Source organism: Tabrizicola sp., assembly GCF_016793705.1.
Taxonomy (GTDB): Bacteria; Pseudomonadota; Alphaproteobacteria; order Rhodobacterales; family Rhodobacteraceae; genus Tabrizicola.
The window spans coordinates 1-17,784 of record NZ_JAEULO010000060.1; the positions used below are offsets into that span (position 1 = coordinate 1).

The 17,784-nt window shown below is 68.7% G+C and carries 20 protein-coding genes; 9 read left to right on the top strand and 11 right to left on the bottom strand.

Features of this window, described 5'->3' with window-relative positions:
• Positions 1–326: 326 nt before the first annotated feature.
• The 3 genes from JNJ68_RS15510 to dksA are packed head-to-tail and all read right to left on the bottom strand — an operon-like array spanning position 327 to position 2,360.
• Positions 327–1,508, bottom strand: a complete 1,182-nt coding sequence (locus JNJ68_RS15510) for an FAD-dependent monooxygenase (protein WP_294983460.1) — start codon at positions 1,506–1,508, stop codon at positions 327–329.
• A complete protein-coding gene (locus JNJ68_RS15515) occupies positions 1,505–1,918 on the bottom strand; it encodes a GFA family protein (RefSeq protein ID WP_294983462.1) in 414 nt (137 codons plus the stop codon). Before JNJ68_RS15515 ends, JNJ68_RS15510 begins: the two co-directional genes overlap by 4 nt.
• Before the next feature lie 19 nt (positions 1,919–1,937).
• Positions 1,938–2,360 carry an RNA polymerase-binding protein DksA gene (gene dksA, locus JNJ68_RS15520; RefSeq protein ID WP_294983529.1) on the bottom strand — a complete coding sequence of 141 codons (423 nt, stop codon included), beginning with the start codon at positions 2,358–2,360 and terminating at the stop codon, positions 1,938–1,940.
• A 172-nt stretch (positions 2,361–2,532) separates the two neighbouring features.
• Here dksA and JNJ68_RS15525 point away from each other — a divergent pair, with 172 nt between their 5' ends.
• Positions 2,533–3,372 (top strand): MoxR family ATPase, encoded by an 840-nt coding sequence (locus JNJ68_RS15525; protein ID WP_294983463.1) that lies wholly within the window; start codon positions 2,533–2,535, stop codon positions 3,370–3,372.
• Here the strand turns inward: JNJ68_RS15525 and JNJ68_RS15530 are convergent.
• From JNJ68_RS15530 to JNJ68_RS15540, 3 genes are read right to left on the bottom strand one after another with little or no spacing between them, the layout of a single operon-like run.
• On the bottom strand, positions 3,350–3,895 hold the full coding sequence (locus tag JNJ68_RS15530; protein ID WP_294983465.1) for an SRPBCC domain-containing protein: 546 nt from the start codon (positions 3,893–3,895) through the stop codon (positions 3,350–3,352). The genes JNJ68_RS15525 and JNJ68_RS15530 overlap by 23 nt on opposite strands.
• Positions 3,892–4,437: an SRPBCC domain-containing protein gene (locus JNJ68_RS15535; protein ID WP_294983466.1), complete on the bottom strand. Its 546-nt coding sequence runs from the start codon at positions 4,435–4,437 to the stop codon at positions 3,892–3,894. Before JNJ68_RS15535 ends, JNJ68_RS15530 begins: the two co-directional genes overlap by 4 nt.
• Positions 4,424–4,768 carry a metalloregulator ArsR/SmtB family transcription factor gene (locus tag JNJ68_RS15540; protein ID WP_294983468.1) on the bottom strand — a complete coding sequence of 115 codons (345 nt, stop codon included), beginning with the start codon at positions 4,766–4,768 and terminating at the stop codon, positions 4,424–4,426. Before JNJ68_RS15540 ends, JNJ68_RS15535 begins: the two co-directional genes overlap by 14 nt.
• 285 nt (positions 4,769–5,053) lie before the next feature.
• Here JNJ68_RS15540 and JNJ68_RS15545 point away from each other — a divergent pair, with 285 nt between their 5' ends.
• Genes JNJ68_RS15545 through JNJ68_RS15570 form a run of 6 tightly spaced genes read left to right on the top strand, consistent with a single transcriptional unit; the run spans position 5,054 to position 9,453 of the window.
• Positions 5,054–6,370: a DUF2927 domain-containing protein gene (locus tag JNJ68_RS15545; RefSeq protein WP_294983469.1), complete on the top strand. Its 1,317-nt coding sequence runs from the start codon at positions 5,054–5,056 to the stop codon at positions 6,368–6,370.
• Between the two features lie 33 nt (positions 6,371–6,403).
• The gene (locus JNJ68_RS15550) at positions 6,404–6,574 is read left to right on the top strand and encodes a hypothetical protein (RefSeq protein ID WP_294983470.1); all 171 of its coding nucleotides are present in this window, start codon (positions 6,404–6,406) and stop codon (positions 6,572–6,574) included.
• A 3-nt stretch (positions 6,575–6,577) separates the two neighbouring features.
• Positions 6,578–7,759 carry a VWA domain-containing protein gene (locus JNJ68_RS15555; protein WP_294983472.1) on the top strand — a complete coding sequence of 394 codons (1,182 nt, stop codon included), beginning with the start codon at positions 6,578–6,580 and terminating at the stop codon, positions 7,757–7,759.
• Entirely contained in the window at positions 7,756–8,145 is a 390-nt protein-coding gene (locus JNJ68_RS15560) for a hypothetical protein (RefSeq protein ID WP_294983473.1), read from the top strand. The genes JNJ68_RS15555 and JNJ68_RS15560 overlap by 4 nt, the downstream gene beginning before the upstream one ends.
• The gene (locus tag JNJ68_RS15565) at positions 8,142–8,756 is read left to right on the top strand and encodes a VTT domain-containing protein (RefSeq protein ID WP_294983475.1); all 615 of its coding nucleotides are present in this window, start codon (positions 8,142–8,144) and stop codon (positions 8,754–8,756) included. The genes JNJ68_RS15560 and JNJ68_RS15565 overlap by 4 nt, the downstream gene beginning before the upstream one ends.
• Before the next feature lie 13 nt (positions 8,757–8,769).
• Positions 8,770–9,453, top strand: a complete 684-nt coding sequence (locus JNJ68_RS15570) for a M48 family metallopeptidase (RefSeq protein ID WP_294983476.1) — start codon at positions 8,770–8,772, stop codon at positions 9,451–9,453.
• Positions 9,454–9,485: 32 nt separating this feature from the next.
• On the opposite strand, the gene JNJ68_RS15575 is transcribed toward JNJ68_RS15570, so the two are convergent.
• From JNJ68_RS15575 to JNJ68_RS15585, 3 genes are all read right to left on the bottom strand, one after another.
• Complete coding sequence (locus JNJ68_RS15575) at positions 9,486–10,028, bottom strand: RSP_2648 family PIN domain-containing protein (RefSeq protein WP_294983477.1); 543 nt, start codon at positions 10,026–10,028, stop codon at positions 9,486–9,488.
• Positions 10,025–11,248, bottom strand: coding sequence for an RSP_2647 family RNA methyltransferase (locus JNJ68_RS15580; protein WP_294983479.1), 1,224 nt, complete (start codon positions 11,246–11,248; stop codon positions 10,025–10,027). Before JNJ68_RS15580 ends, JNJ68_RS15575 begins: the two co-directional genes overlap by 4 nt.
• Before the next feature lie 63 nt (positions 11,249–11,311).
• Complete coding sequence (locus JNJ68_RS15585; RefSeq protein WP_294983480.1) at positions 11,312–11,674, bottom strand: hypothetical protein; 363 nt, start codon at positions 11,672–11,674, stop codon at positions 11,312–11,314.
• Between the two features lie 318 nt (positions 11,675–11,992).
• Here JNJ68_RS15585 and edd point away from each other — a divergent pair, with 318 nt between their 5' ends.
• Both edd and JNJ68_RS15595 read left to right on the top strand, forming a co-directional pair.
• Positions 11,993–13,798 carry a phosphogluconate dehydratase gene (gene edd, locus JNJ68_RS15590; protein WP_294983481.1) on the top strand — a complete coding sequence of 602 codons (1,806 nt, stop codon included), beginning with the start codon at positions 11,993–11,995 and terminating at the stop codon, positions 13,796–13,798.
• A gap of 271 nt (positions 13,799–14,069) precedes the next feature.
• On the top strand, positions 14,070–14,717 hold the full coding sequence (locus JNJ68_RS15595; RefSeq protein ID WP_294983483.1) for a bifunctional 4-hydroxy-2-oxoglutarate aldolase/2-dehydro-3-deoxy-phosphogluconate aldolase: 648 nt from the start codon (positions 14,070–14,072) through the stop codon (positions 14,715–14,717).
• Here the strand turns inward: JNJ68_RS15595 and JNJ68_RS15600 are convergent.
• Positions 14,714–14,989, bottom strand: coding sequence for a hypothetical protein (locus JNJ68_RS15600; protein WP_294983485.1), 276 nt, complete (start codon positions 14,987–14,989; stop codon positions 14,714–14,716). The two genes, JNJ68_RS15595 and JNJ68_RS15600, sit on opposite strands and share 4 nt — an antisense overlap.
• Complete coding sequence (locus tag JNJ68_RS15605; RefSeq protein ID WP_294983486.1) at positions 14,976–17,765, bottom strand: glutamine-synthetase adenylyltransferase; 2,790 nt, start codon at positions 17,763–17,765, stop codon at positions 14,976–14,978. Before JNJ68_RS15605 ends, JNJ68_RS15600 begins: the two co-directional genes overlap by 14 nt.
• Positions 17,766–17,784: the final 19 nt, after the last annotated feature.

Sequence of the window (17,784 nt, forward strand, 5' to 3'; positions counted from 1 at the left end):
GGTCTCATGGCTGACGCGAACCTGTGGGTCATCGGGGTGCATGGAACGGAGTGTCGCGGCGATCTGTTCGGGCGACCAGCGGAAAGCGACAAGCCGGTGCCAGACGAAGCGCCACAACGCCCCGCCCGCGACCAGCTTGCGCCGCGGCCTGCACCGCAGCCGACGCCGATCATGGGCGCGCTGGCCGGCCTGTGGACAGTACCCCGCTCCGGCCCCCGATGCGGCCCCCGCCTCTTCATCGCAACCCCCCTCCAAACCTCACGTGTTGCGGTTCATTCTAGAGGAGAAGAGGGCTTCACCAAGACAGAGTCGGGGTAAACCCCGACCTACCGGGTCACGTCGTGGTCGTAGAGCCAGTCGAAGCGGCTGAGCATGGTGCCGGGCGACAGGCGGCCGAGGAGGCGGAGGCCGGTGTGGCCGATCATCCTTGGCAGGCCGGACAGGTGGTAGGCGCGGGCATTGGCGTTGGCAGCGGCGACGATGCGGCTGGTGCGGGGCTTGCGCTTCGACTGGTAGGCGGCAAGCGCGGCGGCAGGAGTGTCATGCGTGGCCAGCGACTGCGCCAGCACCCAGGCGTCTTCGAGGCCCATCGAAGCGCCCTGCGCGAGGAAGGGCAGCGTCGGGTGGGCGGCGTCGCCGAGGATCGCCACCCCGCCCTGCCCCATCGGTTTCACCCAAGCATCGGCAACCTGGTGGCGGAAGAGGCCCCAGAGCCAGGGGTCCTCCACCCGGTCGAGCCAGCCGCGCACGCGGGGGGAGAAGCCCTCGAAGGCGACGCGGAGGGTGATGGCATCGTCACGCAGCGTCCAGCTTTCCTCGGCCCATTTCTCGCGTTCCTCGATGGCAACGATGTTGCGGAGCGTGCCACCCCGCAGCGGATAGCTGACGAGGTGGCGACCGGGGCCCATGTGGACCTCGGCCACCGGGGCCGCGCCGGGCTCGCAGGGGATCACGGCGCGCCAGGCGACCTGACGGGTGAAGAAGGGCGTCTCCGGCCCGTTCAGCGCCGCGCGGACGCAGGAATGCAGCCCGTCGGCGCCGATCAGAAGCGAGGTGTCAAGCCGCTCGCCGGTTTCCAGGGTGACGGCGGGCGCGGGACCGGAAAGGTCGACCTCGGCAACGCGGGAGAGCAGGCGAAGCGTGACGCCCGCTTCGGTCGCGCCCGTCAGCAGAAGGTCGATCAGGTCGGCGCGGTGCAGGAAATGGTAGCCTTGGCCGGGGCGGAGCCGCGCGAGGTCAAGCCGGGTCACGCCCTCGCCGGTGGGGCCGTCGATCAGCTGCACCGCATCGGCGCGCATCGAGGCGGCGTCGAGCGCCTGTTGCAGGTCGAGCCCGCGCAGGACTGCGGCCCCGTTGGGCGAGATTTGCAGGCCTGCGCCGACCTCGCGGATGGCGTCGGCCTGTTCCAGCACGGTGACGGCGGCCCCGCGCAGGGCGAGCGCGCGCGCCGCGGCAAGCCCCGCAACCCCTGCGCCGATGATGGTGACGGGCTGGCCGATCAGGCTCATGTCGGAAACTCCCGATACTGCGGCAGGTCGTCGGTGATGTGATGCCAAGCCGCCTTGGAGCCGACGAAGATATGCGCCGTGGGGCGGATCGCGGGGGTGTCGATCAGCGTGCCCATGGCGACGTGGACCCACTGGCCTTCGCGGACCACCGAATAGAGGAGCGAGCCGCAGCTGGCGCAGTGGGTGTTGTTGGTGAGGTCGTCACCGTAGACCATCAGGCGGTCGGCACCGTGGGTGAGAGCCAGCCTGTCGCGCAGGATGCCTGCGAACGGCTTGAAGGCCGACCCGGTGGTGCGGCGGCAGTTGCCGCAATGGCAGTTGAGCGCATAGTCGAAGGCGTCTTCGACCGTGTAGCCCACCGCGCCGCAATAGCAGCCACCGGAGAGGCGTTTGTCAGACGGGCTGGACACCTCCGGCCCCTTTCCTGCGTCAGTCGTCGCGATGCACCTTCTCGCGGCGTTCGTGCTTTTCCTGCGCTTCCAGCGTCATCGTGGCGATGGGCCGCGCATCCAACCGTTTCAGGCTGATCGGCTCGCCCGAGACTTCGCAATAGCCGAATTCGCCATTGTCGATCCGGCGCAGCGCCGCGTCGATCTTGGCGACCAGCTTGCGCTGGCGGTCGCGGGTGCGCAGTTCCAGCGCGCGGTCGGTTTCCTCGGACGCGCGGTCGGCGATGTCGGGGACGTTGCGGGCGCTGTCTTGCAGGCTATCGATGGTCTCGGCAGACTGGTCGAGCAGCTCCTGCTTCCAGATCAGCAGTTTCCGCCGGAAATATTCCAGTTGCCGGTCGTTCATGAACGGCTCGTCCTCGGCGGGGCGGTAATCGTCGGGCAGGAAAACTTCGGCCTTCATCGAAACTCTCTCCTTCGCGCCGGACCCTGCCGACAGGTGGGCTTCTGTCATGGCGCGCTCCTGTTGGGCGGGCGTGTATCCCATGGCCGAAGGATTGTCACTAGCGGTTGCGACATTATTTGGGCACAGGTAGGGTTTGTGAAAGGCCAGGAAACAGAATGTTGAAAGTGCAATGAAATTCGCCTCGACCGAAAGCTATGTGGCGTCCAACGATCTGGCGCTGGCGGTGAACGCGGCGGTCACGTTGCAGCGGCCCCTTCTGGTCAAGGGCGAGCCCGGCACCGGCAAGACGGAACTGGCGCGGCAGGTGGCCATGTCGCTTGGGCTGCCGCTGATCGAATGGCATGTAAAGTCGACGACCAAGGCGCAGCAGGGGTTGTACGAATACGATGCGGTGAGCCGGTTGCGCGACAGCCAGCTGGGCGAGGCGCAGGTGCATGAGGTGCGGAATTACATCCGCAAGGGCAAGCTGTGGCAGGCCTTCGAGGCCGAGGAACGGGTCGTGCTGCTGATCGACGAGATCGACAAGGCCGACATCGAGTTTCCGAACGACCTGTTGCAGGAACTGGACCGGATGGAGTTCCACGTCTACGAGACGGGAGAGATGGTGCGTGCGCGGCACCGGCCGGTGGTGATCATCACCTCGAACAACGAGAAGGAGCTGCCGGACGCCTTCCTGCGGCGCTGCTTCTTCCACTACATCCGGTTTCCCGATGCGGAGGTGCTGGCCGCCATCGTCCGCGTGCATTTCCCCGACATCAAGGCCCAGCTTCTGACCGCCGCCTTGACGCAGTTCTATGAAATCCGCGAGGTGCCGGGGCTGAAGAAGAAGCCCTCGACCAGCGAGGTGCTGGACTGGCTTCGATTGCTGCTGGCCGAGGATCTGGCGCCCGAGGACTTGCGCGGGGATGCAAGGAACGCCCTGCCCCGGCTGCACGGGGCGCTGTTGAAGAACGAGCAGGATGTGCAGCTGTTCGAGCGGCTGGCCTTCATGGCGCGGGGGCAGCGGTAGCCTCGGCGTCGTGGCGGCGGCGGGCTTCCATCAGGTCTTCGGCGACGCCGGAGAGTTTGGCGGGGGGGAGTGTCGGGTAGACCGAACCGATGCCGTTCAGCTTGAGGATCAGGTCTTCGAGGATGGAGAGGGTGGAGGTCCAGCCGCCCTTGTGGCCGGTGAAGTGTTCGTCGTTCGGGAAGCCGGTCTGCAGAAAGCGCATCCGGGTGCCCTGCCCTTCCGGGGTGAAAGTCAGCGACACGATGGACTGCACACCGAATTCGGGGAAGCGGTAGGAGAACATCAGGCGTTCCTCGGGGATGATCTGGTGATAGGTGCCTTGGATCAGGTGGCTTTCGCCGTCGCGCGCCATGACAAAGCGCCAGTTGCCGCCGGGGCGGAAGTCGATCTCGCAGGTGGCAAGGTGCAGGCCCTCGGGACCCCACCAGGCGGAGACAAGCGCGGGATGCGACCAGAGGGTGAAGACGAAGGCCGGGGCAGCGGCGACATGGCGGTCGAGCGCGAGGAGGTTCGGGTGGGTCATCTTGCGGCCTCCTGTTCCAGCCGGGCGCGGGCGGCTTCGAGGTCGCGGGCCACGCCGTCGATGTGGGTCTTCTCGGGAAGGCTTGGCCAGAGGGTGCCGACGCCGTGCATGGCAAGAAGCGCGTCGCCCATGACGCGGAGGGCATAGGGCCAGCCGCGGGCGTGTTCGAGGCGGGCCTCGGCATCGGGGAAGCCGGTTTGCAGGAAGTGGAGCCTTGTGCCCTCGCCCTCGGGCGTCAGGTCGGCGGAGATGGTGGAGAAGAAGTCGGTGCCCTGGAAGTGGTAGGAATAGACCAGGTGGCGGGGCGCCTCGACCTCGTGGTAGGTGCCGGAGACGTATTCGGTGACGGGGCCGTTGACGTTGCGCAAGGACCAGCTGCCGCCGGGGCGGAGGTCCACGGCGATGTCATGGGCGCGGAAGCCGTGGGAGGAGCCGAACCAGGAGCGGATGAGGTCTGGCCTTGTCCAGATCGCCCAGACCAGAGCCGGGGGACCGGCGAAATGGTGGGTCAGGCGGAGCGCGTTGGCGCTATTGTCGTCCATTCTTTGCGGCCTCCTCGTTCAGGCGGGCGATGAGCGCGTCCATGCGGTCGAAGGCGCCCTCCCAGTATTTACGGTAGTGGTCGATCCAGGCCCCGGCGCGCTTCAGGCCTTCGGGTTCCAGATGCACGGGGCGGGTCTTCGCCACCCGCTCGCGGCGGATGAGGCCCGCTTCCTCCAGCACCTTCAGGTGCTTGGAGATGCCGGGCTGCGAGAGATGGTTGGCGGCGACGATGTCGTTCACCGACAGCGCCCCTTCGGCGATCTGCGCGAGGATGGCGCGGCGGGTGGGATCGGCCAGCGCGAGGAAGGTGCGGGAGAGCGGATCGTTCATTATATTTCTCATAGGTTATATTTCTTATCGGTAATTCTTTTGAAGGATTCTGGCAAGCCGAATCAGTCAGTGGCGATCCAGCCCCGGACCGGGCGCGCAAAGGTGGTGTTGGATTTGTAATATTCCGTGAGCGTCAGGGATACATCCTGCGACAAGCGGCACCTTAACCGCGAGGGATAGTGGTCGGAAAAACGGCGGTTTTTCCTGAATTGACTCCAAAGCCCCCGGAACCGGACACTTGCGCTGCCCCTGAGCTGCCCGGGGTCCTACCGGACTGGTCCTGCGATGCGCCTGCCCCTGATCCTTGCCGCGCTTTCAGCGCTTGCCGCCTGTGCCCCGCCTGCGCAGGTGTCGAAGAATCGCCCGCCGGTCGAGGTGGGCGTGGGTTTCGGCGACCCCTATGCCTGGCGCGCGCTGGCGGCTCCGATGGCGGGATCGTCGCTGACGCGCGACTTCATGGACCTGACCTTCGCGATGGAGAGCGGCCGCACGCTGGAGACGTTCAGCCGGTTCGAGGGGCCGGTCACGGTGGCGATGCGGGGGCCTGCCCCGTCGACCGCCGCGAAGGATCTGGCCGCGCTGATCGCAAGGCTCAGGTCCGAGGCGGGGATCGACATCTCGCCCGCCTCCGGCCCGGCGACGATCACGGTGGAATTCGCCTCGCGCGCGGAACTGCGTCGGCTGGCGCCGACGGCGGCCTGTTTCGTGGTGCCGAACGTGTCCTCGCTGGCCGACTACCGGCGCCAGCGCGGATCGGACGCGGTGGACTGGGCCGCCGTCACCCGGCGCGAGACGGCGGCGATCTTCATTCCCGCCGACACAAGCCCGCAGGAAGTGCGCGACTGCCTGCACGAGGAGCTGGCGCAGGCGCTGGGGCCGCTGAACGATCTTTACCGGCTGTCGAACAGCGTCTTCAACGACGACAACTTCCATTCCGTGCTGACCGATTTCGACATGGACATCCTGCGGATGACCTACTCTCCCGCGCTTGCCAGCGGGATGAGCCGCGAGGAGGTTGCCGCGCGGCTGGGCACGGCAGCCGCCGTCGGGCCGGGCAATCCGTCCGACTGGACCCATGCGATCGAGACGGCGCTTGGCAAGACCGGGCCGCTTGCCACCCGGAAGGCGGCAGCGGAGCGGGCGCTGGCCATCGCGCAGGCGTCCGGCTGGCAGGACGGGCGGCTGGCCTTCAGCCATTTCGCCGTCGGCCGCCTGCTGGCGGGATCGGAGCCGGAGCGCGCGCTCGATGCCTTCGACCAGGCGGCGTCGATCTATGCCCGCCTGCCGGGGGGTGAATTGCAGCTGGCCCATATCGACATGCAACTGGCCGCCATGGCGCTGGCCGGGGGGCTGGCCGAGGAGGCGGCAAGGCTGACAGACCGGGCAATGCCGGTGGTGAAGCGGCACCAGAACGCGGCGCTCCTGGCGACGCTGATGCTGATCAAGGCCGAGGCGCTGGAGAGCCTGGGCAACCCGACGGCTGCGGCGGCGCTGCGCATGGACAGCGAAGCATGGGCGCGGTATGGCTTCGGCCCTGACAGCGTGGTCAAGGCCCGGATGCGCGATATCGCGGCGGTGGCGGACCGGGCGACGAAGGGCTGAGGGGCCGGATGCGCGCCCCGGAAATGGGGCGCAATGTTCGTGATCGGCGGTCTTCTTCTGGGGGCGATTGGCGGGGGTTTGCGGGCGAAGGCGCGCGGCGGCAGGCTGGCGGACATCCTGCTTTATGCGGCAGCCCATGCGATCATCCTTGGGCTGATCGGCCTCTTCATCACCATCTACCTCGACCGCATGCTGCGCGGGTAGGCCATGTTCCTGCCGTTCTTCCAGACCCTGCGGGAAGAAGGCGTGCCGGTTTCCCTGCGGGAATTCCTGGGCTTTCTGGAGGCGATGGCGGCGGGGCTGGTCATTTATGACCCGGAGGGATTCTATCATCTCGCCCGGCTGACGCTGGTCAAGGACGAACGCCACATCGACCGGTTCGACCGCGCCTTCGCTCGGGCGTTTGCCGGGCTGGAGGGCGTGACGGCGGATCAGGTACTGGCGGCGCTGGACCTGCCGCGCGACTGGCTGGAGAAGCTGGCCGAACGATTTCTCAGCGCAGAGGAACGGGAGGCGATCCAGGCGCTTGGCGGGTTCGACAAGCTGATGGAAACCCTGCGGCAAAGGCTCGCCGAGCAGAAGGGGCGGCATCAGGGCGGATCGAAATGGATCGGCACGGCGGGAACCTCGCCCTTCGGCGCCCATGGTTACAACCCCGAGGGCGTGCGGATCGGACAGGAGGAAAGCCGTCACCAGCGGGCCGTGAAGGTCTGGGACCGGCGCGAGTTCCGCAATCTGGACGGCGATGCCGAGATCGGCACGCGGACGATGAAGCTGGCGCTGCGCCGCTTGCGCCGCTGGGCGCGGGAGGGCGCGGCGGAGGAACTGGACCTGGACGGCACGATCCGCGCGACCGCGGCGCAGGGGTGGCTCGACGTGCAGACAAGGGCAGAGCGGCGGAACGCGGTGAAGGTGCTGCTGCTTCTGGACATCGGCGGCTCGATGGACCCCCATGTCCGGGTGATGGAGGAACTGTTCACCGCCGCCAAGGCCGAGTTCCGGCATCTGGAGGTCTTCTACTTCCACAACTGTGTCTACGAGGGCCTCTGGCGCGACAACCGGCGGCGGTGGGATCACCAGACCCCGACCTGGGACGTGATCCGCACCTACGGGCCGGACTGGCGGCTGATCCTGGTGGGAGATGCGGCGATGTCGCCCTATGAGGTGACGCATCCGGGCGGGGCGAACGAGCACTGGAACCGCGAGGCGGGCGAAGTCTGGCTGCGACGGATAAGGGCGCAGTGGCCGCATCATCTGTGGATCAACCCGGTGGAGGAGCGGGCCTGGGGACATAGCCGCTCGACCGCGCTACTCCGGGAGATTTTCGAAGACCGGATGGTGCCGATGACGCTGGACGGGCTGGCGCGGGGGGTGAAGGAGTTGCGATGAGGCGGATGCTTTTGCTGTGGAAGGCGCGGCCGGTGCTGACCTCGGCCTTCCTCCTCGCTTGCGCGGTGACGCTGTTCTTCACGGGGCGGTTCGCTGTCTACACCGTCTACTGGGCCAGCCACCGCGAGATTCCGGTGCAGGGCTGGATGACGGTGGGCTATGTGGCGCGGTCCTGGGGGCTGGACGGGCGCGAGATCGATGCGCGGGCAGGACTGCCCCTGCCCGAGGTGAAGGGCCGCCCGCAGCCCTTGTCCGAGATCGCCGCGGAACGGGGTGTGCCGGTGTCCGAAGTGATCGCAACGGTCGAGGCGGCGGTGGCAGAGCTTCGCGCGGAGCGGGACGCGGCGCATGACGGCAAGGACGACCGTGGAGGCGAGTCGCCATGACCGACTGGCTTCTGGGGCTGGTGCCGCAGTATGGGCTGTGGCTCTTGGCCGCGACCACCTTCCTGTCCTGCCTGGCCCTGCCCTTTCCGGCCTCGATCCTGATGCTGACCGCCGGGGGCTTTGCCGCGGCGGGGGATCTGGTGCTCTGGCAGGCATTCGGCGCGGCGGCGGCGGGCGGGATCGCAGGGGACCAGCTGGGCTACTGGGCCGGGCGCGGCTTTGGCGCGACGGTGCTGTCGCGGCTCAGGCGCGACCCGGCGCGGGACAAGCTGCTGGCGCGGGCTGATGCGATGATGGACCGGCGCGGGGTGCTGGCGGTATTCTTCTCGCGCTGGCTGGTCAGTCCGCTGGGGCCCTACGTCAACCTGATTGCCGGGAGCACGTGTTATGGCTGGCCGCGCTTCACGGCGGCCGGGGTCGCGGGCGAAGCGGTCTGGGCGGGGCTTTACGTGGGCACCGGCTATGGCTTTGCGGGCAATATCGAGGCGGCGAGCCAGGCGATCGGCTCGGCCCTGGGAATGATCGGCGGGGCGGGAGCGGTGCTGGCGCTGGGCTACTGGCTTTTCAGCTCGACCGCGGGACAGGCAGCGTTGCGCGAAGGCGACGGTTGACTATATCCGGGCCATGACCAAGCTTCTGCCGCTGATCCTTGTCGTCGTCTACGCCTTCCTGATGATGCGCTTTTCGGTCTGGCGCACACGGAAGCTGCTGGACGAACGCTCGGTCCCCCTGACCGATCCCTCGATCACCCGGCTGGCCGACCGGATGGCAGCGGCGATGGGGATCCCGGAGATCAAGGTGCGGGTGTTCGAGGTGGAGCCGGTCAACGGGCTGGCGGCACCGGACGGGCGGATCTTCCTGACACGCGGCTTCCTGAACCGCAAAGCGCGCGGCGAGGTGACGGCAGAGGAGTTGGCGACGGTGATCGCGCATGAGATGGGCCATGTGGCGCAGGGGCACATGCGGCGGCGGATGATCGACTTCACCGGGCAGAACGCAGTCTTCGTGATGCTCTCGGCGCTGCTGAGCCGGTTCCTGCCCTTCATCGGGGTCTGGATCGCCAACCTGATCTCGACCGCGCTGATGGCAAGGCTGTCGCGGCGGGACGAGTTCGAGGCGGATGCTTATGCGACGGCGCTGCTGATCAAGGCGGGGATCGGGACGGAACCGCAGAAGTCGCTCTTCCGGAAGCTGGGCGCGCTGACGCAGGGCCATGCCGAGGGGATTCCGGCCTGGCTTCTGAGCCATCCGCATGTCGAGGAGCGGATCGCCGCCATCGAGGCGAACGAGGCGCGGTGGGTGGGGTGAGGGGGAAATTCCTTGCTTAGGGAATTTGGATTCTAGAGGCCCATCGCCTTCGCCAGCCGGTAAAGCCGCGCGCGTTTCAGGAGGGGTTTCAGCGCGACGGGCTGGCCGGAGATCGCCTCGGCCTTGGCGCGCACGGTTTCGACGATCCCGGTCATCGCCTCGGGGTGGCGCGAGTGAAGTTCCCACAGGAAGCCGTCGGGATCACGGCGGGTCACGCCTTCGGCGGCGAGGATGTGGCCGGGGAAGTCCTGCGCGTTGAAGGTGACGATCGCGTCGGCGCCGCTGGCGATGGCGGTGGCGAGGACGTGGCGGTCGTTCGGATCGGGGAGGAGGAGGCGGGCCTCGATCGGCGGCTGTTCGCGGATCAGGCCGCGCGGGAAGCTGGCGCGAAGCGTTGCGGCCTCTCCCTCGGCAATCGCCGGGGCGGCGGGGCCGAGCTTGGCGGTCGCCAGCACCCATTCGCGCAGGATGCGGTCGGAGAAGACCGGCTGGTAGAGGCCCGCCTCAGCCGCGCCTTGCAGGATTTCGCGCAGGACGGTGGGGTAAAGGACGCAGGCGTCGAGGACTGCCTTCATCCGTCCAGCCGGAAGGCCAGCGCCTTGAGATAGGAGGATTCGGCCAGTTGCGGCAGGACCGGATGGTCGGGGCCGGCAAAGCCGGTGTGGATGATCTGGCCGCGCCGTCCTCCGCGCCCGATGCCGCGGGCGCTGGCGTTACGGAAGGCTGGCAGGTCGGCGGCATGGGAGCAGGAACAGAGCACCAGATAGCCTCCCGGCGCGACGAGGGGCGCGGCCAGGCGGGCGATGCGTTCATAGGCGCGCAGGCCCGCCTCCAGCGCGGGTTTCGCTGGCGCGAAGGCGGGCGGGTCGCAGATCACCACATCGAAGCGCGCGCTTTCCTGACCCAAAGCCTCCAGCACCTCGAAGGCGTCACCCTGCCGGGTGGCGAAGCGGTCGGCGAAACCGGAGGCCTTTGCCCCCTGCCCCGCCAGCACCAGCGCCGGAGCGGAGGCATCGACGGCCAGCGCCGAGACCGCGCCGCCCGCAAGAGCGGCCAGAGCGAAACCGCCGACATGGCTGAAGACATCCAGAACCTTCGCCCCTTGGGCCAGCCGGGCGGCGAAGGCGTGGTTCTCGCGCTGGTCGAAGAAGAGGCCGGTCTTCTGGCCGCCCATCAGGTCGGCCATGTAGGTGGCGCCGTTCATCGGCACCGGGATCGGGGCGGTCGGCGCGTTTCCGTGGACGACGGCAATCTCCTCGGTCAGGCCTTCAAGGCCACGCGCCCGGCCGGAGCCGTTCTTGATCACCGTCGCGACGCCCGTCACTGCGACCAGCGCTGCCACCAGATCGGCGAGCGCCGCCTCGGCCCAGGCGGCGTTGGGCTGGACCACGGCGACCTCGCCGAAGCGGTCGATCACCACGCCGGGGAGGCCATCGGATTCGGCATGGACGAGGCGGTAGAAGGGCTGCGGATAGAGCCGGGCGCGGTGGGCGAGCGCCTTCGCCAGCCGCGTGGCAAACCAGTCCCGGTTGATCACCGCTTCGGGGTCGCGGTCCAGCATCCGGGCGATGATCTTCGATTTCACGTTGACGGTGACGAGGCCCAGGGGGCGCCGCTCGCCATCCTCCAGCACCGCCAGCGCGCCGGAGGCCAGCGCTTGCGTGCGCCGGTCGGTCACCAGTTCGTCGGCATAGACCCAAGGAAAGCCGTGGCGGATCGCCCGCGCCTCGGCCTTTGGTTTCAGGCGCACGACCGGATGGGCGCGGGGTGCGGCGGCGTCATCGGTCGAAGTCATGCGGGTCCCCTTCCGGCCTTGGTCAGGGCCCCCGCATAGCCGCTTTCGCGTCCGCCCGGAAGGTTACTTCAACTCGACCTGCATGGCGATGTTCGACGAGACATAAAGGTAGTCAGGCTGGCCGGGGTTGCTGTTGGTCTGGGTCGAGACGCTGATCCCCGTGATGACGCAGCTTTTCGCGATGCTGTCGAGCAGCACCCGGCATTCATCGACCGAACGCGCGTAGAGGTCGCGGCGATGGGCATCCTCCTCGGCCTGCCGCGCGGCACGGTCCGACCCGACCAGCGGCAGGTTCAGGCTGATCGAGGTGTTGAACATGATTCCCATAGCAGCATCGCCGGGAAGCGCGGTGGTGGCGTCCTGAGCTTGGGCAAGCGGGGCGCCAAGGAGGAGGGCGGTCGAAAGGACGGGGAGGGCAAGACGCATGGCGGGGCTCCATCACTGATGGGGAAGTGTCGCCGATGCAGTGGCGGGGCGCAACGCGGAAGGGGTGGCGCGGCAGCGCGGAATACCCGACCACCCTGCCCCGGCCTGGCGAGGTGAGGAAGTCGGTTGGCTTTTGGGCCGCGGGCGGTAAAGATTCGGCCAGCCCTCGGCCCTTCCCGTGCCGATGGTTGCGCGACCGGCGCCAATTCCCGTTCTGACCGCCCGACGGGGCCGCACGGGATGCCGAATGGTGGTTGTTAGCGCTAACAGTGAATGGTATAGGGGGCCCCGAGCCCAGCCAGCAAGCCGGAGGACGCCATGCCCCTTCACCCGACCATCGCCCGCGTCACCGACCGGATCCGCGCGCGGTCCGAAACCTCGCGCGGGCAGTATCTGGAGCGGATGGGTAAGGCGGTGGCGAAAGGCCCGGTGCGCGCGCATCTGAGCTGCGGCAACCAGGCCCATGCCTATGCGGCGATGGGCGAGGCGAAGGGGGCGCTGGCCGAGGCGAAGGTGGCGAACCTGGGGATCGTGACGGCCTATAACGACATGCTGTCGGCGCACCAGCCCTATGAGCGCTACCCGGAGCTGATCCGGGCAGCTGCGGCGAAAGCGGGGGTGACGGTGCAGGTGGCGGGCGGGGTCCCGGCGATGTGCGACGGGGTCACGCAAGGACAACCGGGGATGGAGCTGTCGCTCTTCTCCCGCGACGTGATCGCCCTGGCGGCGGGGGTGGCGCTGAGCCACGACTGCTTCGATGCGGCGCTGTATCTGGGCGTCTGCGACAAGATCGTGCCCGGCCTGGTGATGGCGGCGGCGACATTCGGCCATGTGCCTGCGGTCTTCGTGCCGGCAGGGCCGATGACGAGCGGCATCCCGAACGACGAGAAGAGCAGGGTCAGGAACGCCTGGGCCGAGGGGCGGGCGACGCGGGAAGAGCTGATGGCGGCGGAGATGGCGAGCTATCACGGGCCGGGGACCTGCACCTTCTACGGCACGGCCAACACCAACCAGATGCTGATGGAGTTCATGGGCCTGCACCTGCCGGGGGCGAGTTTCGTGAACCCCGGCACGCCCTTGCGCGAGGCGCTGACGGTGGCGGCGGTGGAGCGGGCGGCGGCGATCACCGCGCTGGGGAACGATTTCCGCCCGGCGGGCGAGATCCTGGACGAGCGGGCCTATGTGAACGGCATCGTCGGGCTGATGGCGACGGGGGGGTCGACGAACCTTGTGCTGCACCTGCCCGCCATGGCGCGGGCGTCGGGGGTGCTGCTCGACTTGCAGGATTTCGCGGATTTGTCGGAGGCGGTGCCGCTGATGGCGAAGGTCTATCCGAACGGGCTCGCCGACGTGAACCATTTCCACGCGGCGGGAGGGTTGCAGTTCCTGATCGGGCAGTTGCTGGATGCGGGCTTGCTGCATGGCGATGCGAAGACGATTGCGGGCGACGGGCTGGCCGCCTACCGGCAGGAGCCGGTGCTGGAGGGCGGGCGGCTCGGCTGGCGTGCGGGGCCGGAGCGCAGCCTGAACGACAGGATAGTGCGCCCGGCGGCGGAGCCTTTCGCGGCGCAAGGGGGGCTGAAGCTTCTGTCGGGCAACCTTGGGCGCGGAGTGATCAAGGTCTCGGCGGTGGCGCCGGAGCGGCATGTGATCGAGGCGCCCGCACGGGTGTTTCCGTCGCAGGACGCGGTGAAGGCGGCGTTCCGGGCGGGGGAGTTCACGGCGGATACCGTGGTGGTGGTGCGCTTCCAGGGGCCGCAGGCGAACGGGATGCCGGAGCTGCATTCGCTGACGCCCACGCTCTCGGTGTTGCAGGACCGGGGCCTGAAAGTGGCGCTGGTGACGGATGGCCGGATGTCGGGCGCAAGCGGCAAAGTCCCGGCGGCGATCCATGTCACGCCCGAAGCTGCCGCCGGTGGACCTCTGGCGCGGCTCCGCGACGGGGATATGGTGCGGCTGGATGCGGTGGCGGGGACGCTGACGGTGCTGGCCCCCGATTTCGATGCCCGCGCGCCTATAGTCGCCGACCTCTCCGCCAACGAACACGGGATCGGGCGCGAGTTGTTCGCCGCCTTCCGCCGCCATGCCGGCCCCGCCGATACAGGGGCGGCGCTGGTTCTTTAAACTTCGGGCCGTGTGCCCGGGGCCGACCGTCGCTGCCTCCGGCGGGGATATTTTAACCAGTATGAAAGGAATGGTGGTGCATCTTCTGGATACAGTACAGGCGGGGACGCCGATGACCGTCCAGTGTGAAAGGCCCCCTGCCTCCTCCCGGAAACGGGCCCGAGGTGGGGGGTCAGCGCCGCCCTTGCGCTTTCATACTGGTGCAAATATCCCCGCCGGAGGCTCCCGCAGCATCCACTTCCCCGACGCCGGGGCCTGAAGGAGCCTGACCATGAACCCCGCCCAGCAATCCAGCGAAGCCGCGAAGATCTGCCGCCTTGCCCCCGTCGTCCCCGTGCTGGTGATCGACGATCTTTCTCATGCGAAACCGCTCGCCGAAGCGCTGGTGGCGGGCGGTTTGCCCGCGCTGGAGGTGACGCTGCGCACGGCCTGCGCGCTCGATGCGATCCGGGCGATGGCGGAGGTGCCGGGAGGGATCGTCGGGGCGGGCACGCTGCTGACACCGGCGGATGTAAAGGCGGCGAAGGCGGCGGGGGCGCGGTTCGGGGTATCGCCGGGCGCGACGGAGCGGATCATCGCGGCTTGCGAGGACGAGGGCCTGCCGCTGTTGCCGGGGGCTGCCACCGCGTCGGAGATCATGGCGCTGCTGGAGAAGGGCTATACGGTGCAGAAGTTCTTCCCGGCGGAGCAGGCGGGCGGCGCGGCTTACCTCAAGTCCATCGGCTCGCCGATTCCGCAGGTCAGCTTCTGCCCGACCGGCGGGATCAGCCTGAAGATCGCGCCGGATTACCTGGCCCTGAAGAACGTCCTCTGCGTCGGCGGCAGTTGGGTCGCGCCGAAGGAGGCGATGGCGAAGGGCGACTGGGCGGCGATCACCGCGCTTGCGCGCGAGGCGGCCGCCCTGCCCCGCAGCCTTTAGCCAGTCAGGCCCTGCCGCCCGATCCGCCCGCCCCGGCGGCGCGGGGCCTGGGGTTCGGTGAGGGCCTGTTGCAGGACGGTGGACATCGGGTGGCCGGGGTCGGGTAGCGCATAGGTTGCGATCAGCACCCGCACGGCATCGGCGACCGGGCGCCCGACCGGGATCGACAGCGCCCAGTCCATGAAGATCGACCGGCATTCGCCGGGGGTGATCCCCTCGATCCGGTAGCTTTCCCGCACCAGCCCCTTCGGGTCGGCCTCAGCCAGTTCCATCGCCCGTCTCCCCATCGGCCTTCCCCACCAGCCGCATCACGGCGGCCTCTGCCCCTGTCACCGCCTGCGCCAGATCGGCCGCAAGCGCGACCGCATCCGCCGCCCCGGTCTCGCGCAGGATGAAGGCGCGACCGCCTTCGCCCAAGCTTTCCCAGTCCAGCGCGCGCTCGCTCAGAAGCCGCGCCGCGGCGTGCAGCTGCCACAGGAGCCTGTAGGCGGAAGCGAGGGTCTGCGCGTCGGAAACCGGCAGAATCCGGCCTGCTCCCGCCGCGATCTGGCGTTCGACGCTGCGGGCGGGGCTGCCCGCGATCAAAGCGCAGGTCTGGGCGGCAAGCTCGATGTCCATGATCCGGCCCGCGCCGTTCTTCGCATCCCACGCCCCTTGCGCCGGTTTAGCGGCTTGAAGACGGGCGCGCATCTCGGCCACGTCCGGTTTCACCCGCGCGCCCTGCCCTTTCGCGACGAGCAACCCGCGCCGGAAGGCCTCGACCTCGCCCGCGAGAGTCGGCTCGCCCGCCAGCGCGCGGGCACGGGTCAGGGCGAGGTGTTCCCAGGTCCAGGCCTCGCTCTCCTGATAGGTGGTGAAGCTCCCAAGGCTCGTCGCCACCGGACCGGCGCGACCGGAGGGGCGGAGCCGCATGTCGACCTCGTAGAGCCGCCCTTCCGGCATCTGGGCGGTAAGAGCGGTGACAAGCGCCTGCGTGAGCCGCGAATAGTAGGGGCGGGTCGCCAGCGGGCGCGGGCCGTCCGAGCCTTCGACCCCCTGATCGTCGTAGATCACGATCAGGTCGAGGTCGGAGCCCGCGTTCAGCCGCGCGGCGCCCATCGAGCCCATGCCGATCAACACAGCCCCACGGCCCGGCATTGCCCCATGCTTTCTGGCGAAGTCGGCAGTGACTTCGGCCCAGATCACCTGGACCACCGCCTCGGCCAGATCGGCATAGTGCTTCCCGGCTTCGAACCCGTCGATCAGCCCGCGCAGGTGGTGGACGCCGATGCGGAAGTGCCATTCCTTCATCCAGCGGCGGGCCATGTCGAGGCGGCCCTCGTAGTCCGGGGCGGGGACGAGGCGCGCCGCGAGTTCCGTGCGCAGGGCCGCCACTCCCGGCCAGTCGCCCCAGAAGCTGCCGCCGATCACGCCGTCGAGGACGGAGGCATTGCGCGAGAGGTAGCGGGCCAGAGCGGGGGCCGATCCGGCGATGTCGACGATCAGCTCGACCAGCGTCGGGTTCGCCTCGAACAGCGCGAAGATCTGCACGCCTGCGGGCAGCCCGGCCAGGAAGCCGTCCAACGCCACCAGCGCCTCGTCCGGGTTGGCGGCCTTGGCGAGTTCCTTCAGGAGTCGGGGCCGGAGCCTACGGAAGATCGTCTGGGCGCGGTCGGAGCGGAGTGCGGGATAGCTTTCCCAGCCCTTGGTGATCTCGCGCGCGGCGTCGGAGAGCTGCGGGCCGTCTTCGACCTCGGAAGGCGAGAAGAAGCCCTCGGTCAGCCGGTCGGTCGCGGCGAGCCGGTCGAGAATCCCGTGGCGGAATGTGGCCTCGTCCTGCCCGCAGAAGGCGGCGATGCGGGCGACGCCTTCGGGGCTGGTCGGCATCGAATGGGTCTGGGCGTCGTTCACCATCTGGAGCCGGTGTTCCACCTCGCGGTGAGCGCGGTAGAGGGTGGTCAGGTCCCCGGCCACTTCGGGCGGAATCCAGCTTTTCGCGGCCAGAGCGGCCAGCCCGCCGACGGTGGTCCGGTCGCGCAAGCCAGGGTCGCGGCCCCCGGCGATGAGTTGCCGGGTCTGGGTGAAGAATTCGATCTCGCGGATCCCCCCGGCCCCGAGTTTCATGTTGTGCCCCTCGACCGTGATCGGCCCGTGCAGGCCCCGGTGGTCGCGGATGCGGAGCCGCATGTCGTGGGCGTCCTGGATCGCGACGAAGTCGAGGTGCTTGCGCCAGACGAAGGGGGTGAGGGTCTTCAGGAAGCGGTCGCCCGCCGCCAGGTCGCCGCCACAGGGCCGGGCCTTGATATAGGCGGCGCGTTCCCAGGTGCGGCCCTCGGCCTCGTAATAGGCCTCGGCGGCGGCCATCGAGAGGCAGACCGGGGTGACGGAGGCATCGGGGCGCAGGCGCAGGTCGGAGCGGAAGACATAGCCGTCGGTCGCGTCGGACAGGATCGCGGTCATCCGCCGCGTGACCTTGATGAAGCTCGCGCGGGCCTCCTGTTCCTCGCCGGGGTAGCGGGTTTCGTCGAAAAGGCAGATCAGGTCGATGTCGGAGGAATAGTTGAGCTCCCCTGCCCCCATCTTGCCCATGGCGAGCGCCACGATGCCCCCAGCGGTGGCGGCGTCCTCGGGCCTGGCGCCGGGAAGTTTGCCGCGGCGGATTTCCTCGGCGACAAGGGTGGTGAGGGAGAGGTGGACGGCCTTGTCGGCAAGCGCGGTAAGGGCGCCGGTCACGGTTTCCAGCGGCCAGACCCCGCCAAGGTCGCAGAGCGCGGCGAGAAGGGCGATGCGGCGCTTGGCTTGCCTTAGCGCAAGGGGCAAGGCCTCGACGGTGAGGGTATCGGCGGCGGAGAGGGTGGTGGCGAGGGCGGCTTCCGGTGCCTCCACCGCCTCGCGCAGCCAGTCGGCCTCGCGCAGCATCAACCCGCGCAGGTAGGGGCTGCACCCGGCGGTGGCGGCCATCAGGTCCATCACCCCGGGCGCGAAGCCGGGAAGGTCGGCGCGCAAGTCCGCGGCGGCGGCGGGGTCGAAGGCGATGGGCAGGCGGGTGATGCGGGCGGCAAGGGTCATGGCGCGACCTTGCTGCGGC